The following is a 25633-nucleotide window of genomic DNA, read 5'->3' as shown; positions in this document are numbered from 1 at the left end:
ACGTTACCTGGACATGGGTGTGCGCCACTTCTGCATCGGCACGGACGTGAGCATCCTCTACCAATGGTGGATGCAGCACGGTGAGGAGCTGCGCAAGGCATTAGAGGGATAGGCGGCATCCTTACTATGCTGCAGGAAAAACAATAATGGGATTGCTGGTAAAACGTGCTACTTTTATCCTATAGTTTCGGGCAAAATTGCTTGTTATATTATGGACACGAAATGCGGATTCGGAATTAGCAACTCGGTGACGCGTGATGGACGGTTACTTGGTTGCTGGAAGCATCCGACGATGGCAGCGGGTTGATGCGCTAGAGGCGGTCAATCGGCGGACTGGAAGTGACGCAAAGGTAAATCTTCAGTCAATAGCCATCGTGTTGGTGGGACCGGAGTCAGGGTAACTGCTTCCTTACCTTAGCCGCGACTGCCAACATCCGTTTGAGAGCCTAGTGATTCAGTGGTGTCTGTGTGTTCCTTCTGATCCCCCGAACGACGGTCTGAGCAGGAGTAGATCATTCAAATATCTAACGGCATATACATCGCTCAAACGCTGCGTCAGTTGATTGCGACTCCATAGATACGCGTCTGAAAATTGAAAAGGGGTTCGGGTTCAGACCGTCGGCCCCCAGCCAACACGGCTGGGGGCTTTTCTTGTTCAGGTTGCCTGTGACTTGCATAGTCATGGTCCTAAGGTACTCTGTTTGAACATGACCTACGTACCATAATCGTCACGTAATTGATTTGTTATTCTCATATCTAGAAATTCAGAGAGATCTGAAAACCTTTACTCACATTCATTGACGGAATCCTTCCCCACAGTTCCGTTTCGCTCTCGTGTGACGCGATATGTTCATAGGAGATGGTGACCATGGCTCGACTTCTTGTGATTTCCAGTGATGAAAAGGATTTTCAAATTATCCAGACTGCGGTGATTGGGGAGTCCCACTACGTCAGTCGCACAGAAAGCGGTTTGCAAGGTGTCAAGCTGGCGCAAGAAACGGTGCCAGATATTGTCTTTATCTCTGACAAGGCTGAGGATTTGGATGGTCTGAGCCTGTGTGAGTACTTGCGTTATAATCTCCAGGTTCCTTCGCTTCTGGTTCTATTGATGGAGGATGGAACGTCGGAGTCGCGCGTCGCTGCTTACAAGGCTGGGGCTGATGATATCGTGGTTAAGCCTATGAATCTGACCGAGATGCACCTTCGGCTTAAGGCTTTGATGCGTCGTGTGCCTCATGCTGAAATCCAGCAAGATCGCATCTCGGTCGGCTCTCTCACCCTCGATCGAACTTCTTGCATGGTGTACGTCAAGAATCGAGCCATTCAACTGACGCCAAGCGAGTTCAATCTGCTTAACTATATGATGAGCCATCCGGGAAAGATTTTTAGCTCGGAAGAACTCCTTCGGGATGTTTGGAACTACTATCCCGGCACCGGCGATCCGGCGATTGTTCGGATGCAGATTATGAAGTTGCGTCATAAGATTGAGCAAGATCCTAGCCAGCCGAGCTATTTGCAGACTGTTTACCGGCATGGTTATCGTTTGGTTGGAGGCGCTGACTCGTTGGAAAAATGAGTCTGTAGTGCTTCCTGTCTGGCAGCCGGTTCCGCACGGAGCCGGCTGTTTGTTGTTCTGAATGGATGGTGGTGGCGCCGATTACGGAGGTGTTACAGCGAACATACCTGGATAGAATGAACACAATGATTACTGGAAGGTATGATCTGGTCGACTGAATTGTGAACAAAACACGTCTAAGGAGTCAGAATTGAAATTGGGTAGTTCAATCGGTTAATGTCTCATGATCTCTGTCACACGACTTGATGGCCGTGAATTTACGTTGAATGCTGATCTTATTGAATCGATTGAATCGAACCCAGACACGTTCATTCGATTGGTCAATGGAGACAGTTTCATTGTGCTTGAATCGCGCAGTGAACTTGTGGAGCGGATCATCGCTTACAGGCGACAGATTTTCCAATGTGCAATCTCGTTGTTGCCTGAGGATGCGACCCGTGAAGCGGCTATTCGACGATCTGATCTGAAACAATCTGCACGTGTTCCGGAGCAAAATGTAGATGGCGAAGGCGGAGGAGAAGGATGAATCCTTTAGCTCTAGGCGGAATGCTTGTTGCGCTTGGCGGTATCGTGTTTGTGATTATCGCCGCGGGTAGCAGTCCTGCTGCTCTGTGGGATCTTTCCTCCTTTGTCCTCGTTTTGGGTGGCACAGTCGGCATTACGATGATGACTCTGCCAGCAGAGGATGTTATCACAGCCTTGAAGCTCATGGGGCGCGCATTCGGGAATGCGGATGCGAAGTACCAAGACACGATTGCCCTGTTTGTTGAGTTGGCCGAACAAGCGCGCAAGGATGGGCTTCTTAGCCTAGAAGAACGAATTTCTCGCATTGACAATCCCTTTATTCAAAAAGGCATGCAACTGTTGGTGGATGGGACAGATCCTGCGTTGATTCGGCAAATGCTCGAAATGGACATCGAGCAGATGGAGAGTCGACACGCTCGTCGTTATGGCGTGCTTGAGACCATGGGTGGCTATGCACCAACGATGGGGATGCTAGGTACTGTTATCGGCATCATCTTCACCTTGGCCAACTTGACCACGCCAGACGAGATCGGTTCCAAGGTTGCGATTGCCTTCATTACCACCCTCTATGGTGCTCTCTTTGCCAACTTCATCTTCTTGCCTATTGGTGGGCGCCTGAAACAAATGAGCAAGCTTGAGGTGTCTGAACGAGAGCTGGCATTAGAAGGAATGCTCGCGGTGCAAGCAGGCGATAATCCTCAGATTGTCCGTCAAAAGTTGGAAGCATTCCTGCCAGTGGGCGCCCGAAACTGGGAAAGTCAGGAGTAACCTAGGACGGGAGTAGTTCATGGCCAAGAAGAAGGTCATTCGAGAGGTTGATGACTCAAAGCGATATCTTGAGACGTTTTCCGACTTGATGTCGCTGCTGCTTGTATTTTTCATCCTGCTGTTCGCTTTTGGTCAGGCGGATTTGGAGCGCTTCCGCTTGCTCTCAAGTAGTCTTCGTGCTGCATTTAACGGTATATCCGTGTTTTCCAGCGGTTTGGGCCTCGGTGACGGTTTCGATGCCGCGGGTATGGAGGAGCCTGGCGTTAATGTGGTGAATCTTGGGGCGTTGCCTACCCGAGAGCGAGATTACGTTAAGGTGAGCACCGCTCTGAATGAACATGCTCTACGGAACAACCTTGGAAAAGAAATCGCAGTCAACATTGGGGAGGAAGGCATCTATATCAGCCTATCCAGCGCGTTGTTGTTTCCATCAGGGAGCACCGAGCTGGGGGAAAGTGGGCGGGATACCTTGCTTGCCATCGCGCGTCTGCTGAATGAAATTCCTAACGACATTCGTGTTGAGGCGCATACAGATAACACGCCGACGAGTAGCCCGCTATTCAGTTCGAATTGGGAGCTCTCTGCGGCGCGGGCCGTGACGGTGGTTCGTTATCTGGCCGAAGAGGGGGAGGTCGCCCCAGAGCGCATGGCGGCAGTTGGATTGGGAGAATATCATCCTCTATATCCCAATGACACGCCCGAGCACCGACGTTTAAACCGGCGAGCCGACATTCTGATCTTATATCCCCCTGAGGAGGAGCCGCCGGTAATCGATTTGCAGTTGTCGCGGGCTGTAAGCCAATAAAACGCATAGGGTTGGCATTTTCTGGCAATTGGCGAGGAAGGGACATCATCAATGAGCGCTGTAGTTGGAATTCTGAAGAAGATTCTTGTGCCCCTAGCGGCAGTCATCGTCACTGTCGCTTTGGGAATCGGCCTGCTGCTGAGCGGTTTGCTGCCTTTTTCGATTCAGCTCAGCACAGGAGAGGAAGTTGTAGCGGACAGCGGTCCACCGGCCGCGTCACAACAGCAGCCGGCTCAAGATGTCCAAGCGCCAGGTTACTTTCAAGTGCCCGAATCCTTCACCTTTATTCGGGGCATTTTCTATGACACCGGGCAGCGAATTGTGAATTTGGCCGATCCGGGTGGTTATCGCTATCTGCGTATTCAGGTCGTTCTTGAATTCCTGCCTGACAATGCAGAGTACTATTCGCTCGAGGGAGAAAAACTTACAGCAGAACAAGATCGTATTCGGGCGGAGATAGACCGGCAACGTCCTCTGATCGATGATGTGATCACCAATGTGCTTACCAGCAAGACGTTTGATGAGATTTTTACCGTAGAGGGGAAAGCCCAGTTGCGGCAAGAACTCAAAGAAGAGCTCAATCGGGCGTTGCGGAATCGTCATGTTGAAAATGTTCTGATCACTGATTTTGTCATTCAGTAGATCCTGTCAAGCGTATCTTAGCCCTTTTACGTTCGGGTTTGGGGGAACGAAAGCGTGCCTGATACGAGTGGATTGCTCAGCCAAGACGAGGTTGATTCTCTTTTAAATATGTTGGCGGAGGGCGAAGAGCTGCCAGACAATGAAGCGGCTCTTCAGGCTTTCGATCCTGGGACTGAGGTTGTTCGTCGCTACGATTTTCATCAGCCGGATCGGTTCAGCAAGGAACACTTGCGCACCCTACGGATGATTCATGAAAATCTTGCCCGACGATTGGCCCTGCAGCTCTCCACGAAATTGAGGACCTCGATAGATGTCAACCTCGCCTACATTGAAACAGGGCCTTACGCATCCTTTGTTCCACAGCTTTCCGCTGCACCAAGCGCCATGCACCTGATCAGCATGAAACCTCTGCCAGGTCGGTTCTTGCTCCAGTATGATAACCGGCTGGCCGACATGCTGGTCGACCGATTGTTGGGCGGCGCCGGTATGCCCACAAAAAACGTGGAGCGGGAGTTGACGGATCTTGAGATGGATCTGCTCACCTCTGTCAGCAACGATGTAATGGATGCAATTCAGGATTCATGGCGCGGGACCATTGAGCTTTCGTGCAAGCTTGAAGAAATGATGACCAATCCGTACTTTGTGCAGGTGGCTTTGCCCTCAGACACCTGTGCCTGGATTTCCTTCGAAATGAAGGTCAATGGTCAAGGCGCTGCGTTGAACTTCTGCATACCGGCTTCTGTTCTTAAGCCAATCACCCCTAAGCTCAGCCCCCAGGCTTGGATTGCAGGGACAGGTCAACAAAACGATGAGGAAGATTGGACGCTGGTGAGGAGACATGTGCGACGCCATCTGGATAGCTTACAACTTGAGGTGACGGCTGTCCTCCGAGGTGGAGAGATCATGCTTTCGGACTTAATGGCGCTACAGGTGGGAGATGTGATTCCACTCCAGCGACACATTAGCGAAGAAGTCATTTTGACCATCCAGGATCAGGAGAAGATGAAGGGACACTTGGGCATGCACCGGGGCAAAATGGCTGTGGAAATTACGAAAGTATTCGAACAAGACGAGGAATAGTTTCCCATGAGCGAGAACACCCCTGTTGAGCCACTCGAAAACGACGAACTGAATGCTCACGAGCCGGAAGCTGAGGAGGAACTTTCCCCGAGCGGGGGGACACCTGGCGGGGAGCCGGAGTTCCCAGACGTGGTGGAGGACGATGATGCTGAAATTCCGGATGTGACGGTCAACCCGGCAAGTTTCGCTGCCCTGAAGCCAAGCCAAAATGGACGTACGGAAAAGGCCAATCTCGATATGCTCCTGGACATTGGCCTACAGGTGACCGTTGAATTGGGACGCGCAAAGATGAGCATTCGTGACGTGTTAGGCTTAGGGCCTGGTACTGTTGTGGAACTCAATCGTGTGGCAGGTGAACCCGTCGATGTTCTGATCAATGGTAAACCCATCGCCAAAGGTGAAGTTGTTGTGATCGGTGATATGTTCGGTGTACGCGTCACAGATATTATTCCGCCAGCACAACGCGTTGAAAGCATGATATAGCGATCGGCGGCTTCTCCCTGGATAGGCGTTACAAGATGAAGACGTTTCGAGACACACCGCGGTCAATACAAAAGCGCCACGGCAGAGCCACCATCAAAGCAGGGATGCGTCGGCTTCTGCTTGTTGTGGTGCTCTTTGTCGGAGTATATACACCTGCTCTGAGTCATTGGTCGCTGAGAGCACGCGCCGCTGAACTGGAACAGCCGGGCTCTGAAACGTTGTTCCGGGTGCACTTGAGTCAATCTGCGGATGAGCAGCCCCCTCCGCAAGTAACGGCACAGCCTCTCTCGAATGAGGAACCTCTCGGGGATGCCTTTCTGTCGGCATACGACCGCCTCGCGCAAAACGAGAAGGAACAGACTTCGTCTCCATCAAACACTGGATCGAACAACATCGGCAACTGGACTGGCGTAGCTCTATTTTTCTTGTTAACTGTTGTGGGCCTCATCTACGGCGGTGTAGCCTTCATGAAGCGGTACAGCATTCGTTTTTCCGGGAACTTGGGAACCGGAAGTGGGCTGTTTTCTTTACAAGAGAGCTACGCAATCGGGCCAAATCAAAAAATTCACCTTGTGCGCATGGGTGAGGAGCTGCTTCTGATTGGAGCTACTGACCACCATGTTGCGCTACTTGCAAGGCTCGATCCCGATGAGTTGCCTGAATCATTTGGGACGCACCTCCGTAAAGCGAAGCAAAACCCAGGTTCGGCCAATTCCACTCAGCCCTTCGATGTGCCAAGTCAGCTACGACTGAATCTCGGAGATCGTCTGCAAGATTTGCGGTCATTACGTAGTTTGGGTAGAGGAGAGGGCGGCAATGACTAAGCGGATGCTCCCTCTGTTTCTTGTTGTTGGCTTGCTATTGGCGGGATGCGCTAGTGAGGCTCCTGCGACAGGGGGCGCTAACAGCGCGGCCATTACAATTAGCGTGCCAAACGATGCCGGTTCTTTGAGTAATAGCATCCAGATGATGCTCTTGCTGACAGGATTGGCCTTTCTGCCAGCTCTCGTCATACTCATGACTGGGTTTGTCCGTATCGTCATCGTCTTGGCCAGTTTGCGGACGGCGATAGGTGTGCCGATGTTGCCACCGAATCAAGTCATTATCGGTCTGGCGTTGATATTGAGTTTCTACGTGATGGCTCCCACGTTTTCCACCATTAACGAAACCGCACTACAGCCCTACATGGACGGCCAGATGCAGTTGGAGGAAGCTGTGTCAGTCGGTGTGCGACCATTGCGGGAGTTTATGTTTAAGCAGGTGGGCGAGAACGATCTCGCTTTATTTGTTTACCTTTCGGGCTCCGGTCGCCCGCGTACGCGGGAAGATATACCCACCTATGTTCTTGTGCCGGCGTTTGTGCTTAGCGAATTGAAGATAGCGTTCCAGATGGTGTTTGTCATCTACATCCCCTTTCTTGTGATCGATATTGTGGTCTCGAGCGCACTAATGAGTATGGGCATGATGATGCTGCCCCCAACGATTATTAGCTTGCCCTTCAAACTCCTCCTCATAGTGATGGTCGATGGCTGGCATCTACTCGTCCAGAATCTTGTCGTTAGCTTTATGACCTGAAGACGATTGTTCGGCGGGTTTTGGCATCTGCTCGCTGGTGAGCGGTTCCTTGCTAAGTAGCTATCGCTGCTGTATGAATGGGCGCGACGAAGACATGTGGAGATAAGCCATGACAGAAGCTATGTTGTTCGATATGGGACGGGGCGCCCTGACCACCATGCTAATGCTGAGCCTTCCTCTCCTCGGCGTGAGTTTGATTATTGGCCTCGTTGTTAGCCTGATTCAGGCGATCACGCAAATACAAGAAGTAACTCTGACTTTTGTTCCTAAGATCTTAGGCGTGATCCTGATTACGTCTCTGCTAGGCTCCTGGATGTTTCAGAAATTGTTGTCCTTCACAGTGCACCTCTTCAATCTCCTCCCCAGACTCACTGTATGATCACCTTAATCACCGGCATGAACAGCGCCGTATTGTGAAGGGTGGCTGTTTGATACGCCTTCACGAGAAGGCGGAGAAAACTGAGCGCTTCTTCTCTTCTTGCAATTACGTCTGTGTTACGAACATCTTACCCAACTGGTCTGGTCACGTCCGTACACTGGGGACATGAGCATCTCAGTTATGTACCCGTATGTGTTTTTCTTGTTGCTGGTGCGTTGCCTCTCCTTCTTTATGACTGCGCCGTTGTTTAACCAACGCACCATACCTGGCCAGGCGAAGATTGGCTTGGCCGCCTTGATCGCTTTCTTATTGGCTCCGTTGGCGCCTCCTGTTGCGTTGCCGAAGAGCGATCTGGCCTTTTTTACGCTCGTGGCGCAAGAAATCTTGATCGGCTTGCTGCTTGGATTTACCGCAATGTTGCCGATCTGGACCATTGGGCTCACAGGCCGTCTTATTGCCAGCTCGATGGGGATGAGCTATTCAACATCGATAAGTCCCCTGTTCCCTGAGACATCCCCCCCTATGGGACAGTTCTTTCTTCAGTTTGCCTTGCTGATATTTCTTGTCGTGCGGGCCGATCATGTCGTGCTGCTGGGATTGAAGCAACTCGTAGAGCTCATGCCGCCAGGACGGTTATTGTCGGACGTGATGACTGTGTCCGGTGATGTCTTGGTAGGACGGATATTGGTTTTTACCGATCGTCTTTGGTTTGTTTCGGTGCAGATCGCTTTACCGGTTATTGGGATGATCCTGTTATCTGATCTGGCTTTGGTATTGATCAGTAAAGCGATGCCTCGTATGAACGTTTTTGCTCAGAGTCTGCCGCTCAAAGTCTTGATGGGGCTGATCACAGTACTGCTCTCCCTACCGTACTTTTGGCCCCAGATCGCTCAAGAGGTGGATCGCGCAGGACAACAGATGCTGCTATTGTTCAAATAGAACTTCAAATTGGACTGTAGCGCGTTCAAGGCCGGTATCCAACATGGGTTGTGGCAAGCAAGCCCTTTGAAAAACGGTGATCTTCTATGGCCGGTGAGAAGACGGAACAACCGACAGCACGACGGTTGCGGAAATTTCGAGAGGAAGGGCGTGTTGCCAAGAGCCAGGAACTTGGCGGCATGCTGGTTCTCTTTGCCGGCGTATATATGTTCACTGTGACCGGTCCCCGTCTCGCAAACAGTGTCGCACACGTCATGCAAAGAAGCTACACAACGGTTGCGAGAATCCATGGCGACTCCTTCACCTTCGTCTTTCTGCGCCAATTGGCCAACCAGGCTGCACTTGAAGTCGGCCTGGCGATGATCCCTTGGATTTTGTCTTTGCTTGTGATTGGCGTGGGCGTGAATGTGGTTCAAACTCGCGGGCTCGTACAACCGCGTCTCCTCATTCCAAAATGGGACCGGTTGAACCCTCTGAACCGTGTACGCCAAATTTTCGGCAAACAGCTTCTCGTTGAGACAGCCAAGGGCATCGCCAAACAATCTCTCATTGCAGTAATCGTCTATCTGACCGTGAAGGGCAAAGTCGCTGGGTTGATCATGGCGGCGCAGCAGGGCTTGCTTCCCGGCGTTCAAATGCTTACAAGCATTATCTTCGTCATGTCTTTGCAGGCGGCGGGTGTGCTCCTTTTGATAGGGATTTTTGACTACCTTTGGCAATACCGGCAGCACCGTCAAAGTCTCATGATGACCAAGCAAGAAGTGAAAGATGAAACTCGGCAGCAGGAAGGTTCGCCAGAGGTTAAGACCCGTATCCGGCGTATTCAGCGCGAGATGGCTCAGCGGCGCATGATGGCGCAGGTGCCTACGGCTGACGCTGTGATCGTGAATCCGACCCACTATGCCGTCGCCATCAAGTACGACGGAACATCCATGCACGCGCCTCAGATTGTTGCGAAAGGGCAGGACGACGTTGCCTTGAAAATCATCAGCGTTGCTCGGCGCCATGGGGTTCCTGTGGTGCCAAACCGTCCATTAGCCCGCGCATTGGTGAAGCTGCCACTCAATTCATTTATACCACCAGAATTTTTCCAGGCTGTCGCCGAGGTCCTGGCCTTTGTGTATCGTCTTCAGTCGCCTGCAAATCAGGCGGCCGGGTAGTTGAGCGATTGAGACAGGGTGGAGAGAGTAATGACTACAGCAAACCCGAGCGTTCCCACACCGACGGCAAACCTAACGCGTTTTCTTGGGCGCATTTCACAGCATTCAGACATTATTTGGGCTGTGGCAGTGGTTCTCATCGTGGCCATGATGATCATTCCGATGCCGCCGCTCATGCTGGATCTGCTCTTAACTTTGAATATCAGCATTTCCATTACGATTTTGCTGATCGCAATGTACGTGGAGGAGCCGCTTGAGTTCAGCATTTTTCCATCTCTCCTGTTGATCGTTACCCTTTTCCGACTCTCCCTGAATATCAGTAGCACTCGGCTGATTCTACTAAACGGCCAGGCCGGTCGCGTGATTGAGGCGTTCGGCGACTTCGTAGTCGGCGGCAATTATGTTGTTGGTCTTGTCGTTTTTCTGCTTTTGATGGTGATTCAGTTCGCTGTGATCACGAATGGGGCGGGACGCGTCGCCGAGGTTGCAGCACGTTTTACGTTGGATGCTATGCCCGGAAAGCAGATGGCTATCGACGCCGACCTCAGCGCGGGCATCATCACTGAGGAAATTGCCAAAGAACGTCGTGAAAAGATTTCCCAGGAGGCAGACTTCTACGGCGCAATGGACGGCGCAAGTAAATTTGTAAAGGGCGATGCGATCGCCGGCATCATCATCACCATTATTAACATCATTGGCGGATTGGTGATTGGAATGTTGCAACTCAAGATGTCGGCGGGCGAAGCTGCACAAACGTACACGCTCTTGACGGTTGGTGACGGTCTGGTGAGCCAGATTCCGTCGCTAATTGTGAGCACTGCCACGGGCATCATCGTCACGCGTGCACGGTCCGTCAATCACATGGGCGCTGACGTCATGCAACAAATGTCTTCGAGTCCCCGCGCCCTTGCCATTGTGTCTGCAATTCTTGCCGCGTTTGCGATTGTCCCAGGTCTGCCAATGTTGCCGTTCTTAGCTCTTTCGGGAGTAGTCGGGGGGGCAAGCTACCTTCTCGGGCGCACCCGCAGATCCACAGAGGACATTGAAGAGAATCGGCTGCTTGAGGGACCCACAGCAGATGGTGGAAAGGCTCTCCCTGGAACGAAAGAAGGAAGCGAAGAAGGTGATGTTCTTTCTCTGCTGCGAGTGGACGTTCTGGAGTTGGAAATCGGGTATGGTTTGATCCCGTTGATCGATCCAAAGCAAGGCGGCGACCTGTTGGAGAGAGTTGGCTATATCCGACGCCAAATCGCGGCTGAACTTGGGTTCGTCGTACCCAAAATTCGTATTCGGGACAACCTGCGTCTGGCGCCTCAACAGTACGTAATTAAGTTGCGTGGGGAGGAAATCAGCAGCGGGCAACTTCAGATCAAGTCGCTGCTCGCAATGCCTGGCCCCAACGTCAGCCGTGAAATCGAGGGACTTTCAACGACTGAGCCTGTCTTCGGCTTGCCGGCCCTGTGGATCCGGCCAGAGCAACAAACCGACGCGGAGGTGAATGGATATACGGTGGTCGAACCGCCAAGCATCATCATTACTCACCTGACTGAAATTATCCGTCAGCACGCTGCATCCCTGCTGGGACGCCAGGAAGTGCAAGAGTTGCTGGACAATCTACAGCAGGACTATCCCGCTATCGTGAATGAGGTGCAGAATCGGCCCGGCTTGGGAACGGTGCAGCGGGTTTTGCAGGCTTTGCTCCAGGAACGTGTGTCCATTCGTGACTTGGTGGTTATTCTGGAGGCAATCGCCGATCATGCTCAAGAGATCAGCGATCCAGATTTGCTGGCCGAGCAGGCGCGTACATATATGGGGCGGAGCATCGCCAATCAATATCGGAGCTTTGACGGTGCACTCCATGTCTTTACACTTTCGCCAACTGTGGAACAGATGGTGGCCAACCACCTACAGCAAACGTCTCAAGGGTGGATGGTCAACCTTGCTCCTGACGTTGCGCAGAGATTGCTGACGCAAATCGCCCAGCAAATGGAACATATGGCTTCCCAGAGCCATGAACCCGTTTTGCTGACCAGTCAACGTATCCGTCTTCCCATGCGTCGATTCGTCCATCGCACTTTGCCCACCCTCGCTGTCCTTGCATTTAGTGAACTTCCCCCAGAGCTTGAGGTCCGGGCGGAAGGCATGGTTGAGCTGGAGGGAAGTGTGTTGGCATAAAATATCTGACGAGATCTATCTTCTCGCTGTACACGACCAACGGAACGGTTACACAAAAACCACACGCTAAGAATGTTGATCCTGTTTGGATGCCAGGACAATGAAGGGGACAGACTGATATCCCGAGTTAGGAGCGAGGCTAGCGATGAACGTGCGAACTTACCGAGCAGACACGCTACAGGAAGCATTTTCTCACGCCCAAGAAGAGATGGGTCAGGACGCAGTTCTTCTGCACCAGCGTGAAGTTCGTCTTCCAGATGAAAGAGGACGACGTTCAAAAACGATGGTGGAGATCACTGTGGCCTCAGAGCCTCCACCCCCGAACTCTTTGCGTCGAGCAGTCGCGCCCATTCCGGCGGATGTCGCAAACGTTCGACCTTACTTCACAGGCGGAGCATCAGGATGGTCCTCTCCGGGCGGAGCTCGACCCTCTGTCGACAGTTCAGATCGTGTATCAGCCGATTCCTCTGGTGCAATCGGATCTCTGAAAGAAGACTATGAAACGCTTCGTCGGGAAGTCGCGTACATTCGTAAACTGTTACAACGACAGATGCAGGGTTCTGTCGGCCTCCCGGAAGCTTTGCTGGGCTGGCGTGAAGCGCTTGTGGATTGCCTTCTGCCCGCCACTGTGGTTGATGAACTGCTGGCGGATCTGGATGAGGTGCTGACGCCCCAGGCGCTCGCACGCCAGGAGATGGTCGCTGCCGCTATTGCCCAGCGCTTGACGGGTCAACTGCCTCCTGTGCATGGTCCCTTGCGCCCTGGCAAACCCGGAGCGCCGCTGGTCTTTGTTCTTGTCGGACCGACTGGCGTAGGGAAGACAACGACGATTGCGAAGCTAGCTGCCCAATTCAGCGTACAGCGTCAGTTGCCTCTTGCACTCGTCACCGCTGACACCTTCCGAATTGGGGCAGTTGGGCAATTACGGACATACAGCGATCTTATTCGCGCCCCGCTTGATGTTGCATACACACCAGAAGACTTGGCCGCCCATGTCGCGAAACATCAAGATAAGGCGATTATCATGATCGATACTCCAGGCCGCAGTCCAACCGACACCGAGCAGTTGGAGGTGCTACGCTCGTTTATTGCTGCTCTGGATGAACCACATGTTCAGATTGCTTTGGCCGCCGGCACTCCACTTCCCGACGCTCGGCGTATTGTTGAACGCTTCTCAGTCGCTCCTCTTCGTGGCCTGGTTCTGACGAAAGTAGATGAAACGACTACGTTTGGGTCTGCCTGCGCCCTCCTTGCAGATCGCCAACTGCCCTTGTCCTACGTGACGACAGGACAACGAGTTCCTGAGGACATTCGGGTTGCCAGCAATGAAGAACTGGGAAACTGGCTCGTTCAACGAGCGCAAAAGCGACTGAGCGCCTCATTGGGCGGTCGAACCGCCTCGCCGTTGGCTTCAACCATGGCGGCCCGGCCTATGCAAACCGCACATCTGTTTGCTGCTGCCTAGGGATTGCTGGACAAATGTGAAGCGAGGTTGAAGAATGAGTGTTTCGCAGAGAGGAATGCCTATCGGGAACGGGGCTCCGTCCCCATCGAGCGAGCAGGACGAAAGATTCCAGGTGCCTCCTCCCCCGCCTTTTGGGCCGGCTACATGGAATTATGTGTACTATGCGATTCTAGCTTTCAGCCTGTTGATTGGGTTGCTTACCCTTCTCAATGGAGGTGGCGTTCTAGATGCCCTTTTGCGTTTCTTTATCGCGTTACTTGGTTCGGCGATGCTGAGTGTGGCGTTTCTCACATTCGTTGTGATTCCCCTCCATGTCCGCCGTTATGAACGCCTTGTGGAAGCACAACGGGCGGCCCAGGCGGAAGCGCTTGAGAAGCAAGCCCAATCCCGGCGCTCGAAGTCACAGCGTGAAACAGTTTATCCCGAGCCATCTGTTCCAGATACAGAGCCATTAGAGGATGCATCCACCCTGGATGAAGCAGAGAGCAGCTCAGCCGTTCCCGGCCACTATCCGGAGCCGTCACATGATGATCAGGCTTCCAGCTTGCGAAGGATGGTTGCGGGCGCGAACACCTGACTGCTGGGTTCGGGTGAGTACAACTCTGTACAATGCGGCGGGGATTCGCTCCGTCGTTTCTATGCCGAGGTGCAAGAGTGGATATGACACAGCCGTCATCAGACAGCTCTGAACAAATCGCAGAGTTGTGGCAAGAATATACAGCGACAAGACGTCCTGAATTCAGGGAAAAGTTGATCTTGCACTATGCGCCATTGGTAAAGAAGGTTGTAGGTCGCATGGGTTTGCGTCCGGACGGCCCAATCGAATGGGAGGACTTGCTAAATTATGGTGTGTTGGGCTTGATGGATGCGGTGGAACGGTTTGAGCCAGACCGGGGCATCACCTTCGAGACGTTTGCGAATTTGCGTATACGCGGCGCTGTCTTGGATGCTCTGCGCCAGATCGATCCCCTGGGGCGGCTGGCGCCTCGAAGAGTGCGTGCAGCGAAGGAAGCGATTCAACGGTTGACTGTTGAGCTTGGGCGAGTGCCCGAGGATCACGAAGTGGCTGAGGCGATCGGGCTGACACTTGAGCAATATCAGCAGGTCCTTCAGGATGCGAGCTTCGCGATCGTTAGTCTTGACCAGCCTGTCCGGGAAAGCGGCGCCGACAGTCAACCCCTGCACCTGGCAGATGTGATAGAGGATCCTCAAGCTTCCGAAGCAATGGATCGAGTGGAAGAAGAGGAATTGCGCGAGCGCCTCGTGCAGGCGATCCGGTCCCTTTCTGAGCGAGAACAGATCTTGCTGTCCTTGTATTATTTCGAAGGGCTAACCATGCGGGAAGTGGCGACAGTCATGGACATTAGCCAGACTCGCGTCTGTCAATTACATGCACGAGCAGTATTGAACTTGAAAGCAATGATGGCGCCTCCACCGCCGTCTTCTGCCGAACCTGAGGAGGATGGAGTTGACGATGTCAATGACTTAGACGATTCGTGTCCAGCATCCGTTGCTGAGTTCGTACAGCAACAGGCACGGGTTCATATACGGCGGCGTTGGTCAGAGCTGTTTGCTGCGAATCATAATCGTCGCTTGAATCCTCGTTCACGTCCTGACGATCCGGCAGCGTGAAAAACAGGAGGGACCATGTATTCAATCGCTTTTCTTATCCTCATCATCACAGCAACCATTACTTGCTTATGGGCCTACTGGCAGGTGCAGAAGGTGGAGCAGCGTCTGGCGGAACAAGAGGCGGTCATGCAGGACCGGCAACGCCAGGTAGGTGAGTTGATCGATGAAATCGTTATGGCCAGCCGCTACCTCTATGAAGAGATGGATAAATGCTTGTCAAGGCTCGAGGCGTCACCGACTCGGCCAGAGGGATCCGATCTTGGTAGAGTCGATCTCTCGATCACAGAGGAGATAGAGCCAGAAAGCTCTGCACCAGATGCGGCATCGATTGATGCACCCCATCTAGAAAAGGACAAACTGGTGGATCTTGAGGGCGGAGCAGAGTCCGATTCGTCTCCCAGGGAGAGCGAAGCAGAAATTGAATGCGTTGTAGAGGAGCACAAGCTTGATCCTCATTTCTTGGCGCTGGACTTGGCTGGCCAAGGTGTGCCTCTTGTGGATATCGCCCGACAAACTGGTCTTGGCACCGAAGAGCTGCGTCTTCTGCTCCAGTTCCGCGAGGCAGTCAATATGGCAGGTTGAGCAGTCTTGGAAGAAGGTTACGCAAGATTGACAAACCGCCTATCGACTTATTATGGCCTTCCCCTGTTCCGGACAATATGATAAAAGCGCCATAAAAGTTTGCGACGACTGTGGAGTATTCGGATGAATAATCAACCGATCATCCCATCTCAAAGTCAAAGATTGACCAAAGTCATGCATAAGACCTGTGCCAGGTATCAGGCCTTCCCCCAGGGGCAGCCCGGAAGAGTGCAGCCTCTTCGGCGATGGTTGGTCTGGATCGTGAGCTGGCTGTTATCCCTTTTTCTTGCACAAACCGCTTTCGCGAATGGCGTCCCGGTGCAAGTCTTTTTAGATCATTTACCATTTCGGGCCACTTGGGAGCCGGCTGCACATGGGCGTGGAGTCGCGGTCCTTGCAGCAAACGATGAGCAGGTGCGGGTCATGATTCAAAACGTGCCCGCGCCTCCGCCAGATCAGGTCTATTTTGCCTGGCTGCAAAAGGTGGATGGCTCCTATTTGCCGGTGGGAGCACTAGAGTATTCTACAGATGGTACTGCTTCCCTCGATCAACACGTGGCTGACTTACCATATTCAGAGAATTTTTCTTGGGTGCTGGTAACCCTCGAAAGCCCGGAGCAAGTTGATGCTCAGCCCAGCGACGCGATTGCCCTGGCGGGTCGTCTGCCAAACGCAGAAGCGTTACCACCTACAACGGCGAATGTCCCGGCCCTCCTGCCGGTGACGGGGGGCAAGCCACTGTCAAGAATGCTACAACTCGTACTCTTTTCTGGGGTTCTGCTGGGAGGGGGTTTCTTGTTCGGGTGGCTAGTTCGTAACGCCAAATGGACGAATTCCGAAATACTCAAGGTTGATGGGCGCACGGTTCACAAGAACAAACGGGCCGGGAGGGATTTGTGATTCGGGGTATCTATACGGCAAGTGCTGCCCTTCGAGCTACGACACTCCATCAAACGCGCTTGGCCCATAATCTTGCAAACCTGCAGACGACTGGCTTCAAGCAAGTGCTCACTACACACCAAGCGTATGAACTGCAGCGGCTAGGTGAGTATGACGTTGAGAAGGCTGCTTTCGTGCGTGGCGTGGGTTCTCTTGAGCACGGTTTGCTTGTGCCTGAGGAAATTGTTGACTTCTCTCAAGGCGTTCTAAAAGTCACCGATCGACCCTTGGATCTTGCTATCGAAGGGGATGCGTTTTTCCGAGTGCAAACACCGCAGGGCGAACGATATACCCGCGATGGTTCTTTTCATCGGGATGGATTAGGACGTCTTGTTACCCGAGATGGTTATTTCGTCTTGAATGCACAATTGCAGCCTATTTCCTTGCCTCAAGGTCCCGTCACGGTGACTGGAGAAGGCTACATACTTGTTGGAGATGATTTGGTCGGACAATTAGGGCTCGCCGGTTTTCCGAACGGAGAAGGCCTGGCGCGAGAAAATGGGAATCTATATCGAGCGGAAGAAGCTGCCCCCGGTCCGCCGGGGAACGCGACTGTGCATCAGGGGTACCTAGAGGGCAGCAATGTGGACGAAGATGCCCAGATCCTAGAGATGATGCGGATTTTGCGGCTTTACGAAGCAAGTCGAAAGACGCTGCAAATTCAAGACCAAGCTCTCAGTGGCGCCTTGAGTGTGGGGCAGGTATAAATTCACGTTGCCTGTTGCAGACCGTTGAATATGGGCAACAAGGTGCTCGCTATGGCAATTCTTTGCCTTGATCAAGGAGTATAGACGATGCCGACGAATCTGAACCAGTTATGGATGGTTGCGGGCAGTGGGATTTTTAGCCAACAGCGACACATAGATATGATCAGCCATAATGTGGCCAATGCCAACACCGTCGGATTCAAGGCAAGTCAAGCGGGGTTTCAATCAGTCATCCGAGAAGTTGCACTCTCGCGGCAGGATGCGAATTTATTCGAACAAGCACAACCTGGCGACACCATCCAGGAGGGGCTGGGCACGGTGCTCACACAAACCACACATCGGTTCGTGCAGGGTCCTTTGGAACGGACAAATCAGCCATTCAATCTCGCTATCAACGGCGATGGGTTTTTCCAAATCACTGATCGGGAGGGGCGTGTTCTCTACACGCGTGCTGGGGATTTTCAACGTGACGCCCAAGGTCGGCTTGTTAACAGTGAGGGCTTTTTCTTGAACCCACAAATCGAAATCCCCGAAAATGTTGTTGAAACATATATTGATAGTGAAGGGCGCGTCCTTGGGCTGATGGCCGATCCGGAAGAACCGCCCCAAGAACTTGGCGTCATCCAATTGGCGAGTTTTGCGAATCCTGACGGCCTGCTCAACGTCGGACACAATAGCTTTGAAGCAACACTCGCCAGTGGTCCTGCACAACTGGGCCAGCCAGGGACGGAGGGACGCGGCCTTCTGTTGAATGGCTTTCTGGAGCGCAGCAATGTTGATCTTGGTCAGGAAATGGTCTCAATGTTGCGAACCCAGAAAGCCTATTCATTGAGCTTGCGTGCACTTGGTGTAGCCGATCAGATTTTCAAGCTAGCCAATGAAATGCCTTCTGCTTGATGGAAACGCTGGAGAGGGCGTCTGCGTATGACTGTCCTAGAAAGAGGCTGTTCAGGAGAACCATCTGTGCCGATATCCATATAAGGAGCGTAGATACCTCGGCGGAGCTGCCAACTTGCACTATGTTTGCGCTGCCTCTCAGCCGAACGAAGGTTTCTACTGAACACTGATGCTCATACGGAGCGGGAGGATTCAATGAAAATCACAGGTTCTCACAGCCACCCCCTGCAGTCGCTTCTTCCTGGGCATGTGGAGCGATCCCAAGGCAACGGATCGGATTCGACATCTGGTGCATCGCTTGCCACATCTGACTCGGTGGAATTGTCCCAAAACGCACAGTTTTTACAGCGTGTTGTTGAGGAAGTGAAGTACGCAGAAGGTACGTCAGCAGCGCGCCTTGCTGCACTGCGCGAACAGGTGCAAAACGGCAAATATCAGCCGCCGGTTGAGGACCTTGCCACGATTCTCATGAAGGAATTGTTCTAACCGCCTCTCATTGATGCAGAGAGCCGCTTCGCTTCTTGCAAGCACCCTCCTTCTACAGAGCGAATCTGATTGACTCGTGCAGGGTCCCGACACGCAGGCTTCAGTTTTGTATGTGAAGCCATCTGACGCGGCATAGGTTGTTCGTGACCTATCCCTGGCTGTCTGTACATTGTATACCGGTACGATTCGTTTGATTCGACTGCTTTGAGGAGGGCTCCATGCCGGCTCGGCCAGCACTGACTCCGCCGAACAATCGACCTGCTGCTCGTGAGGTCCACTTGGAGCAACTGTGCAAGATTTTGATGGACCAGGAAGAGACTTGCACTCAGTTAGCAGCCTGTGCGCAAGAACAACAGCAAGCATTGCGCCAAGGGGATGGCCCTGGTTTCGTGCGATCCTCTCTCACTCAAGCGCACCTTGCGCGGCGGCTTTATTTTCTCGAAGAGGAACGTATCGCGGCTGTAGATGCACTCGCACACAGCCTATCTGAAGATTCTGCACCAGACGATCTTGCCACATTACTTGAGAAACTACCAGAGGCCGATTCGGAGCGGCTAGCAGCCCGTTCGCGAGATTTGCAAGCCAGCGCGCAGAAAGCAGCCGCTGTGCAACGCGTAAATGCTCAGATGGTGCAGACGAATATCCAGTTGGCAGCTGCATTGACCCGACAGCTGATTGATCCGAGCAGTCATTATTACGCCGGCCGACCAGTTAAGGAGGATCTGCCGGCCAGTAAATTAGATCAACGGATTTGAACCGGATATGAGTGGCATCTTTCGAGGACTTCAAATTGGCATCAGCACACTCATGGCCCATCAACGGGCCATCGATGTGACTAGCCAGAACATAGCCAACGTCAACACACCTGGATATCAACGACAGCGTGTCAATTTCCGGGAACTGAGCGGTCCTTCGGGCGTGATCAATCCGCCGTTAATGGGTAATGGCGTCCATGCTCAGGGAATCAGCCGGTTTGTCACCCCTTTCATCGATGAACAGCTCCGTCGACAGCGGGGTATACAGCAACATGCAAGCACGAGTGAAAATTTGCTGCGAGATGTCGAATCCGTGCTCACTGAACCGAGTGGAACCGGCATCAGTGCAAGCTTGGATGCGTACTGGGCTGCGTGGCAGGATCTGACCGTCCGGCCAGTGGAGGAATCGACCAGAATAGCCCTCCTTCAAACCGGCAACCAGCTGGCGGCAACAATTAACGAAGCACATGGTTTTATCTCTGAGCTGCGAGATAATCTTGGTGCCCAGATCCGTTCCCGGGTAGACCGTATCAACGACATCGCTGCGGAAATAGCAGATCTAAACACACAAATCGTGCAGGCGAATGCCCGTGCTGGTGGACCGGGAGGGGCAATCGCATTGGAGCAGCGTCGAGATGATTTGCTTTTTGAGCTATCAGACATTACGGATTTCCGTCTGGCTGTGGATGAAAGTGGGTTAGCAAGGATTACCATTGGCAATTATGCACTCGTAGATGAAGGTGGGCAACGCCTGATCGATTTGGATGAATCGTCTCAGCCCATATGGACGGGTAACGGGGCAGCCGTTCATACCACGTCCGGAGAGCTGAAAGCATTGTTGGAGATGCGCAACGAAACAATCCCAGGAATCTTGGATCAATTAAATACACTAGCAATGGGCTTGGCGGAAAATGTGAATAAGTTGCACCGAGAGGGATATGGGCTTAACGGTGAAACTGGACTGGACTTCTGGGTAGGTGAGGATGCCGCGACACTAGCGGTCAACCCAGCTCTATTTGATGCTCCTGCCAGTATAGCGACTGCTGGTGAACCCAATAGCGTCGGGGATATTTCAGTGGCGCTGTCGATCGCTCAGCTTGCGACCCAGCCGTCAATGGGCGGAGATCCACCTACGGTGTCCATCAATGGCTTCTTTCGTAGCAACATCACTGATCTCGGCCTACGTATCCAGCACGTTTCTGCGAGTAGTGAGTCGAGTAAACTCGTAATGAATCATCTTACAGATCGACGTCAAGCGATCAGTGGCGTTTCGATGGACGAAGAGGTTGCCAATCTGTTGAGCTACGAAAAGGCGTTTCAAGCCGGCGCCCGTATCATAAATGTTGTAGACGAAATGCTAGATCAGGTGATCAATCGCATGGGGATCGTGGGTCGCTAAACAGCGGACAGGAGTAGTCAGCGTATGCGTATTACCGATCGGATGGTTGTAGAACATACTCTGTATCAGCTCCAGCAGGGTCGAACGCGACTGGGCGACGCCCAAACACAAGTCGCGACAGGGCGGAGATTGCTTCGTTCCTCAGATGATCCTGCCGATGTGGAGCGGGCTATGACGCTTGCCAGTGAGTTGCGCGCGGTGGAAAACCAGACAAACAATTTGCAGACGAGCCGCGATTGGTTGAATGGCACAGACAGCGCTCTGAGCAGCTTTAATGATCTGCTGATCACGGCGCGGAATCTGGCTATGCGTGCAATCAATGACACGAATTCCCAGGACGAGAGGGTTGCGATTGGCTCTCAGATCGGGGGACTGTTAGAGAACGCACTTGCCGTGGCGAATACGAGTCAAGGTGGATACTATCTTTTCTCTGGCCACCAAGTGCGCACGCAGCCATTCGAGAAAGATGGCAATACCATAGTCTACCAGGGTGATAATCAGGCAATCCGACACATGGTGGAGCCTGGTCAAACTATGGCTGTCAATGTAACAGGTGTAGAAGGGGATCACGGTGGTCTCTTAAATGGATTAACTCGTCTCCAGGAGTTGCAAGAGGCCTTGATCAGCAACGATATTACAGGAATCCAAAACTTTCTTGAGAATGTGGATGATGTGACCGCCGACCTTCACGCTGCTCAAAGTTCTATCGGTGCGCGTATGCAGCGAGTAGATCGCACCCTAGAGCGCCTACAGCAACGCACCGTCGACTTGAAAAGCCTTTATAGTCAGCTTGTCGACGCTGACATGGCAGAGACTATCGCTGAGATGAATGCAGAACAACAGGCTTATGAGATGAGTCTTGCTACATCTGCCCGTATTCTTCCTCGCAGTTTACTTGACTTTCTACGATGACGATTCTTCTGGACTAACTTGACCCACTGAGAATTGAGTCTCCGAAAATCATAAACCTCCTGGTGTACCGTCAGCGACTACAGTTGTCTACACCAGGAGGTTTATGATTTTGAGTCATCGGCAGATCAATAGTGTGACGTCCCGTGCGATTATGCTTGAATGGGTGTCAGTTTGTCTGATCGGGGTGTTGGGCCTGCTGTTCTGCAAGACCCTGACGAAGAGGACGTGCAACTACGATCACCCGATAGTCATTTCCTGTCGGCGGCCAGCAACTCACCAAGGTCACACGCTCATCGAGCGTAGGTTGAATCCAGGTCGCGTTCTGGATTCGTTGTTCAAGGGGCGTTCCAGCTTCTCGAACAATGAATTGATCCTCTACTACGTAGTCATACCGAAAGCCGTCGGCATAGAGTTGAACAGTGTCTCCACTTTGCACCTGGTATAGGTCTCGAAAGACTGCGCCATCAATGTTGTTATGACCCGAGATGACGGTGTTGCCTGTTTCTCCCAACAGGGCTGAGCCTTCATGATAACCAGCTGCGTACGATGCAGTTTCCCATTTTTGAAACCATTGGTTTCCAATCCGATCTACATCGGTTCCTACCGGCACCACCTTTGCGTCAACCGCGATAGATGGAATAATAATCCGTTCTGGACGGCCAAGTGGTATTGGCGGAAGGGTCGGTGTGGGCTCGGGTGTTGGTTGGCCCGTCGCCTCACTGATGACGCGTTCGGTGATATCTTTGCTTGAGGCCGTCGTATCGGGCTTCTCCGTGCGGACCCAAGGGGTTGGCGTTGCTAGGCTCTCTGCGAACCGGTTCTGCGGACCTTGTGCAGCGACATGATTGGGTCGAATCCGTACTCTGACCGTAGGTTTCTTTTCGCCATTGGCTGCACAGCCGCTAAGAGAGAAAGAAATAAGCGCGATGAGGAGGAATAGTACCCTCCACCTCGCGCGAGTAAGGCTAAACCGAATTTCGTATATCATCGAGTTCCGTCCTCATTTACATTCACACGCTTTGGATCTCCGTCCTTGGTTCTCCTGTCAGAAATTCGGATTCACATTGTTCGGCAGGCATTTTAGCCAAATGTATTGAACATGCTGGAGACGATGAACCGTCCCTGGTCGTTGTAGCTGGAAATAGCCGCAAACTGGCGAGCGATTTGGTCTCGAAGAATCTCCTCGCGCCGCTCTAATGCTGATTCCAATCGGTCGATCTTGCTGTTTTGGTCGTCCAACGCTGTATCAGCCGCCTCTTGAAGTTTGTCCACTAATGTCTCGGTGCCCTCTGTGTACGGCGATAGAACCGTAGCTACGTCCTGCATGACACCATCAAAGAGGCTGACTACTTCGTCGTAGTTGCTAGATAGCGCACTTTCTAAAGCACTTGAATCAGCCAAAGAAGCAACTAGACCGTCCCCAAGTTCCAAACCTATTTCATCGAGGCGGGTATACGTCGCGTTTACCGGGGCATCGTCCCAGGTGGCAAAGGCTGTCTGAACCAGCGTTCGCCGTAGACTACGCAAGCTGAAGTCGTCAGAGAGAACTCCTCGCGTATAGGTGCCGTCGCTATTTTCCTTCACCCCAGTCTTGTTGTCGAGCCAAGATGTGAGACTATTTAGTGAACTGATAAATGAATTAATCGCCGTGGTGACAGCGCCAGTATCTGGTGCGACTGTCAAAGTAATTGCGTCGGTGTTGGACGTGCCGTGTTCGCCGGTCAGGTTCAATGTGACCCCTGTGATCACGTCATCAAGGTCTGTATTGGCGCTACGCGTCACATTGATACCATTCACGGTAAACTGTGCATCTTCGGCATTTGTTTCATTGCTGTCAACAAAGCCATTACTGTCTGCATCCGTGTCTCCAGCCCCGGCAACGATGTTCAGGTCTTCCAGGACCGTACCGCTGACATCGCTGGCAGCTAAAGCATACGCGGTCCCAGTTGAGTCGGATTCGATGACTAGATGGTTGTCCACGACGCTCGCTGTGACTCCGTAGTCTTCGGTGATTGTGCCTGCGTCGATAGCGTCACTGAACGCCTGGTTGATGGCGTCTCGGATGTCCTCCAGCGTGTCGCCGTGGTTTACTGTGACGGTAATGTCATTGTTGGGATCTGTGCCGGAGCGGATTTTGAATTGGGCCGTATTTCCCGTGCCCCCCAGATCGAGCGTGAATCCGGAAGCTTGTTGATCGCTCCATACCCGGTGCTTAACTGCTAAATTGTCTACATGAATCTCGTAGGAGCCGTCGGCCGCGTCGGACGTTGCCGTTGCTGTTACATATGAAGTGTCACTGCTCGTAGCCTTTTTGGAATCGAAGACGGAGTCCTCGCCGGAGATTTGCCGTAAGGCATCTACAGCACTACTCAGAGAGTTAAGTTTGGACTCCAAGTCGTCATAGACGGCAGCTTTCACTTCAAGTTCGTCTTGGCGTTGTTTTGCCCGAGTAATGGCCAATTTTTGTGGGGCAAGCGATGCAGCAACGAGCGCCTCATAGTAGTCCCTCGTCAGGCCGGCTGCACCTTTGAATGCGGCGTCGATGTTGTTCATCATTACTCCTTTCCCCACATCTCCCAGAGTAGCGGTATGATGTTAGGAGATGGCCCATATGGTTAGGCAGCCATCTCCAACACGGGCGACTCTTCGGGTTGCAATATGATTTGCTGACGAGCCGTTGCCCAAGTTTGGCGGAGTTCCCTGAGAAATTCACCCACTTGCTCGAAATTCCCCGAGCGCGCCTCATCTGCCAAATACAAGTACAGACTTAGAAGATTCGCAGCGACTTGACCACCTTCCTCATGGTTAAGGGCATCCTTCAATGCGTCCAGTGCGCTTGTTACTTTTAGTAGATTCCGCTCTTGGCAACCCACGATGGCCAAATCGTAGGCCATGATCACCAACTGCAACGGATCGGCTGTCATGACTTGGGTTTGGCGGTACTGCTGACTGATTCGATGTTGATGAGGATACATAGTTTCACTCTCTGTCAGTTTGGATGTGTGGCACTCTGTCCTGTACATCGACGGATAAAAAGACAGCACTCACATTATCATGGTACTAGGAGCTCACCCCCTGATATTGGCCGTATAGGTGGTCCTGGACATCGGTAAGAGGGTCTTACGCAGGGGTTACATAATAGATATTAGCTGACAATGCCATCCTTGGTAGTCAGAATAGACAATGATATCAGAGTCGTCTACGAGGAAGTGAAGTGCTGTCCTGCCGCATGTCGCTTGTCTTCCCATCTACTTGGGAGATGGAAAAGTCCAAGGCTGTGTTTGCTTTTGAAAAAGCGTGGTCTTATGAATATGCACGTGTTGTCACTTGATGGTCGCCTGGTGGGGGAAGGGCAGCCGACCTTCATCATTGCCGAGGCGGGCGTCAACCACAATGGGCGTTTGGACCTGGCCTACGCGTTGGTGGATGCGGCTGTGCAGGCCGGCGCGGACGCGGTCAAGTTTCAGACTTTTCGGGCAGAGCGGCTGGTGACGGCGGACGCACCCCAGGCCGCGTACCAGCAACGCAACACCAATGGCGCCGGCTCCCAGTTAGAGATGTTGCGCCGGCTGGAGCTTGACGAGGAGGCGCATCGACGTCTGTTCACCTATTGTCAGGATCGGGGCATCCTCTTCATGTCCACGCCTTTTGATGAAACATGCGCGGACTTTCTCGACCATCTGGGCGTTTCGGTCTTCAAGATTCCCTCCGGAGAGATCACAAACCTGCCCTATCTCGAACACATCGCGCGT

Annotated in this window: 28 protein-coding genes; 25 read left to right on the top strand and 3 right to left on the bottom strand. The window is 52.6% G+C overall.

What is annotated here, in order from left to right; all coding sequences use genetic code 11:
* The first annotated feature begins 859 nt into the window (after positions 1–859).
* The 24 genes from D6694_03080 to flgL all read left to right on the top strand — a co-directional run bounded on the left by D6694_03080 (position 860) and on the right by flgL (position 21881).
* Positions 860–1576 carry a DNA-binding response regulator gene (locus D6694_03080; protein RMH46853.1) on the top strand — a complete coding sequence of 239 codons (717 nt, stop codon included), beginning with the start codon at positions 860–862 and terminating at the stop codon, positions 1574–1576.
* 223 nt (positions 1577–1799) lie between these two features.
* The gene (locus D6694_03075) at positions 1800–2102 is read left to right on the top strand and encodes a hypothetical protein (protein RMH46852.1); all 303 of its coding nucleotides are present in this window, start codon (positions 1800–1802) and stop codon (positions 2100–2102) included.
* The gene (locus tag D6694_03070) at positions 2099–2869 is read left to right on the top strand and encodes a motility protein A (GenBank protein ID RMH46851.1); all 771 of its coding nucleotides are present in this window, start codon (positions 2099–2101) and stop codon (positions 2867–2869) included. The genes D6694_03075 and D6694_03070 overlap by 4 nt, the downstream gene beginning before the upstream one ends.
* A 19-nt stretch (positions 2870–2888) precedes the next feature.
* A complete protein-coding gene (locus D6694_03065; protein RMH46850.1) occupies positions 2889–3674 on the top strand; it encodes a hypothetical protein in 786 nt (261 codons plus the stop codon).
* A 51-nt stretch (positions 3675–3725) separates the two neighbouring features.
* The gene (locus D6694_03060) at positions 3726–4316 is read left to right on the top strand and encodes a hypothetical protein (GenBank protein ID RMH46849.1); all 591 of its coding nucleotides are present in this window, start codon (positions 3726–3728) and stop codon (positions 4314–4316) included.
* 54 nt (positions 4317–4370) lie between these two features.
* Entirely contained in the window at positions 4371–5396 is a 1026-nt protein-coding gene (gene fliM, locus D6694_03055; GenBank protein RMH46848.1) for a flagellar motor switch protein FliM, read from the top strand.
* Positions 5397–5402: 6 nt separating this feature from the next.
* Positions 5403–5879, top strand: a complete 477-nt coding sequence (fliN, locus tag D6694_03050; protein ID RMH46847.1) for a flagellar motor switch protein FliN — start codon at positions 5403–5405, stop codon at positions 5877–5879.
* Between the two features lie 35 nt (positions 5880–5914).
* A complete protein-coding gene (locus D6694_03045; protein RMH46846.1) occupies positions 5915–6703 on the top strand; it encodes a hypothetical protein in 789 nt (262 codons plus the stop codon).
* A gap of 97 nt (positions 6704–6800) precedes the next feature.
* Entirely contained in the window at positions 6801–7454 is a 654-nt protein-coding gene (gene fliP / locus D6694_03040) for a flagellar biosynthetic protein FliP (protein ID RMH46855.1), read from the top strand.
* Positions 7455–7563: 109 nt separating this feature from the next.
* A complete protein-coding gene (fliQ, locus tag D6694_03035) occupies positions 7564–7833 on the top strand; it encodes a flagellar biosynthetic protein FliQ (protein ID RMH46845.1) in 270 nt (89 codons plus the stop codon).
* A 165-nt stretch (positions 7834–7998) separates the two neighbouring features.
* The gene (locus D6694_03030) at positions 7999–8772 is read left to right on the top strand and encodes a type III secretion protein (protein ID RMH46844.1); all 774 of its coding nucleotides are present in this window, start codon (positions 7999–8001) and stop codon (positions 8770–8772) included.
* Positions 8773–8858: 86 nt separating this feature from the next.
* Positions 8859–9932, top strand: coding sequence for a flagellar biosynthesis protein FlhB (gene flhB / locus D6694_03025; protein RMH46843.1), 1074 nt, complete (start codon positions 8859–8861; stop codon positions 9930–9932).
* 30 nt (positions 9933–9962) lie between these two features.
* The gene (flhA, locus tag D6694_03020; GenBank protein RMH46842.1) at positions 9963–12107 is read left to right on the top strand and encodes a flagellar biosynthesis protein FlhA; all 2145 of its coding nucleotides are present in this window, start codon (positions 9963–9965) and stop codon (positions 12105–12107) included.
* A 145-nt stretch (positions 12108–12252) separates the two neighbouring features.
* A complete protein-coding gene (flhF, locus tag D6694_03015) occupies positions 12253–13572 on the top strand; it encodes a flagellar biosynthesis protein FlhF (protein RMH46841.1) in 1320 nt (439 codons plus the stop codon).
* 112 nt (positions 13573–13684) lie between these two features.
* Complete coding sequence (locus D6694_03010; protein ID RMH46840.1) at positions 13685–14149, top strand: hypothetical protein; 465 nt, start codon at positions 13685–13687, stop codon at positions 14147–14149.
* A gap of 32 nt (positions 14150–14181) precedes the next feature.
* Positions 14182–15204, top strand: coding sequence for a FliA/WhiG family RNA polymerase sigma factor (locus D6694_03005; GenBank protein ID RMH46839.1), 1023 nt, complete (start codon positions 14182–14184; stop codon positions 15202–15204).
* A gap of 15 nt (positions 15205–15219) precedes the next feature.
* Positions 15220–15786 carry a hypothetical protein gene (locus D6694_03000; protein RMH46838.1) on the top strand — a complete coding sequence of 189 codons (567 nt, stop codon included), beginning with the start codon at positions 15220–15222 and terminating at the stop codon, positions 15784–15786.
* Positions 15787–15909: 123 nt separating this feature from the next.
* Positions 15910–16686, top strand: a complete 777-nt coding sequence (locus D6694_02995; protein RMH46837.1) for an anti-sigma factor — start codon at positions 15910–15912, stop codon at positions 16684–16686.
* Positions 16683–17432, top strand: a complete 750-nt coding sequence (locus tag D6694_02990) for a flagellar hook-basal body protein (protein ID RMH46836.1) — start codon at positions 16683–16685, stop codon at positions 17430–17432. Before D6694_02995 ends, D6694_02990 begins: the two co-directional genes overlap by 4 nt.
* Positions 17433–17519: 87 nt before the next feature.
* Positions 17520–18329, top strand: a complete 810-nt coding sequence (locus D6694_02985; protein ID RMH46835.1) for a flagellar hook-basal body complex protein — start codon at positions 17520–17522, stop codon at positions 18327–18329.
* A gap of 195 nt (positions 18330–18524) precedes the next feature.
* Complete coding sequence (flgM, locus tag D6694_02980) at positions 18525–18815, top strand: flagellar biosynthesis anti-sigma factor FlgM (protein RMH46834.1); 291 nt, start codon at positions 18525–18527, stop codon at positions 18813–18815.
* A 218-nt stretch (positions 18816–19033) separates the two neighbouring features.
* On the top strand, positions 19034–19570 hold the full coding sequence (locus tag D6694_02975; GenBank protein ID RMH46833.1) for a hypothetical protein: 537 nt from the start codon (positions 19034–19036) through the stop codon (positions 19568–19570).
* Between the two features lie 7 nt (positions 19571–19577).
* Positions 19578–20969, top strand: a complete 1392-nt coding sequence (flgK, locus tag D6694_02970) for a flagellar hook-associated protein FlgK (GenBank protein RMH46832.1) — start codon at positions 19578–19580, stop codon at positions 20967–20969.
* Positions 20970–20993: 24 nt separating this feature from the next.
* Positions 20994–21881 carry a flagellar hook-associated protein 3 gene (gene flgL, locus D6694_02965; GenBank protein ID RMH46831.1) on the top strand — a complete coding sequence of 296 codons (888 nt, stop codon included), beginning with the start codon at positions 20994–20996 and terminating at the stop codon, positions 21879–21881.
* Between the two features lie 166 nt (positions 21882–22047).
* Here the strand turns inward: flgL and D6694_02960 are convergent, their stop codons facing one another.
* The 3 genes from D6694_02960 to D6694_02950 form a co-directional block, all read right to left on the bottom strand.
* Positions 22048–22869 carry a sortase gene (locus D6694_02960; protein ID RMH46830.1) on the bottom strand — a complete coding sequence of 274 codons (822 nt, stop codon included), beginning with the start codon at positions 22867–22869 and terminating at the stop codon, positions 22048–22050.
* A 92-nt stretch (positions 22870–22961) separates the two neighbouring features.
* Positions 22962–24437, bottom strand: a complete 1476-nt coding sequence (locus D6694_02955; protein RMH46829.1) for a hypothetical protein — start codon at positions 24435–24437, stop codon at positions 22962–22964.
* Between the two features lie 59 nt (positions 24438–24496).
* A complete protein-coding gene (locus D6694_02950) occupies positions 24497–24904 on the bottom strand; it encodes a flagellar protein FliS (GenBank protein ID RMH46828.1) in 408 nt (135 codons plus the stop codon).
* 288 nt (positions 24905–25192) lie between these two features.
* On the opposite strand from D6694_02950, the gene D6694_02945 reads away from it, so the two are divergent.
* Positions 25193–25633 (top strand): N-acetylneuraminate synthase (locus tag D6694_02945; GenBank protein RMH46854.1); only part of this gene is annotated, 441 nt, incomplete at its 3' end.

Source organism: Gammaproteobacteria bacterium (assembly GCA_003696665.1).
In the GTDB taxonomy this organism is placed as follows: Bacteria; Pseudomonadota; Gammaproteobacteria; order Enterobacterales.
The sequence above is the reverse complement of the archived record's forward strand: the minus strand, read 5'-3'. Positions and strand labels throughout refer to the sequence as shown.

Excerpts from the sequence above, each read along its gene's own strand:
- D6694_03080 (RMH46853.1), top strand. The coding sequence starts at position 860 with ATGGTGACCATGGCTCGACTTCTTGTGATTTCCAGTGATGAAAAGGAT.
- D6694_03075 (RMH46852.1), top strand. The coding sequence starts at position 1,800 with ATGATCTCTGTCACACGACTTGATGGCCGTGAATTTACGTTGAATGCT.
- D6694_03070 (RMH46851.1), top strand. The coding sequence starts at position 2,099 with ATGAATCCTTTAGCTCTAGGCGGAATGCTTGTTGCGCTTGGCGGTATC.
- D6694_03065 (RMH46850.1), top strand. The coding sequence starts at position 2,889 with ATGGCCAAGAAGAAGGTCATTCGAGAGGTTGATGACTCAAAGCGATAT.
- D6694_03060 (RMH46849.1), top strand. The coding sequence starts at position 3,726 with ATGAGCGCTGTAGTTGGAATTCTGAAGAAGATTCTTGTGCCCCTAGCG.
- fliN (RMH46847.1), top strand. The coding sequence starts at position 5,403 with ATGAGCGAGAACACCCCTGTTGAGCCACTCGAAAACGACGAACTGAAT.
- D6694_03045 (RMH46846.1), top strand. The coding sequence starts at position 5,915 with ATGAAGACGTTTCGAGACACACCGCGGTCAATACAAAAGCGCCACGGC.
- fliQ (RMH46845.1), top strand. The coding sequence starts at position 7,564 with ATGACAGAAGCTATGTTGTTCGATATGGGACGGGGCGCCCTGACCACC.
- D6694_03030 (RMH46844.1), top strand. The coding sequence starts at position 7,999 with ATGAGCATCTCAGTTATGTACCCGTATGTGTTTTTCTTGTTGCTGGTG.
- flhB (RMH46843.1), top strand. The coding sequence starts at position 8,859 with ATGGCCGGTGAGAAGACGGAACAACCGACAGCACGACGGTTGCGGAAA.
- flhA (RMH46842.1), top strand. The coding sequence starts at position 9,963 with ATGACTACAGCAAACCCGAGCGTTCCCACACCGACGGCAAACCTAACG.
- flhF (RMH46841.1), top strand. The coding sequence starts at position 12,253 with ATGAACGTGCGAACTTACCGAGCAGACACGCTACAGGAAGCATTTTCT.
- D6694_03005 (RMH46839.1), top strand. The coding sequence starts at position 14,182 with ATGCGGCGGGGATTCGCTCCGTCGTTTCTATGCCGAGGTGCAAGAGTG.
- D6694_03000 (RMH46838.1), top strand. The coding sequence starts at position 15,220 with ATGTATTCAATCGCTTTTCTTATCCTCATCATCACAGCAACCATTACT.
- D6694_02995 (RMH46837.1), top strand. The coding sequence starts at position 15,910 with ATGAATAATCAACCGATCATCCCATCTCAAAGTCAAAGATTGACCAAA.
- D6694_02985 (RMH46835.1), top strand. The coding sequence starts at position 17,520 with ATGCCGACGAATCTGAACCAGTTATGGATGGTTGCGGGCAGTGGGATT.
- flgM (RMH46834.1), top strand. The coding sequence starts at position 18,525 with ATGAAAATCACAGGTTCTCACAGCCACCCCCTGCAGTCGCTTCTTCCT.
- D6694_02975 (RMH46833.1), top strand. The coding sequence starts at position 19,034 with ATGCCGGCTCGGCCAGCACTGACTCCGCCGAACAATCGACCTGCTGCT.
- flgK (RMH46832.1), top strand. The coding sequence starts at position 19,578 with ATGAGTGGCATCTTTCGAGGACTTCAAATTGGCATCAGCACACTCATG.
- flgL (RMH46831.1), top strand. The coding sequence starts at position 20,994 with ATGCGTATTACCGATCGGATGGTTGTAGAACATACTCTGTATCAGCTC.
- D6694_02960 (RMH46830.1), bottom strand. The coding sequence starts at position 22,869 with ATGATATACGAAATTCGGTTTAGCCTTACTCGCGCGAGGTGGAGGGTA.
- D6694_02955 (RMH46829.1), bottom strand. The coding sequence starts at position 24,437 with ATGATGAACAACATCGACGCCGCATTCAAAGGTGCAGCCGGCCTGACG.
- D6694_02950 (RMH46828.1), bottom strand. The coding sequence starts at position 24,904 with ATGTACAGGACAGAGTGCCACACATCCAAACTGACAGAGAGTGAAACT.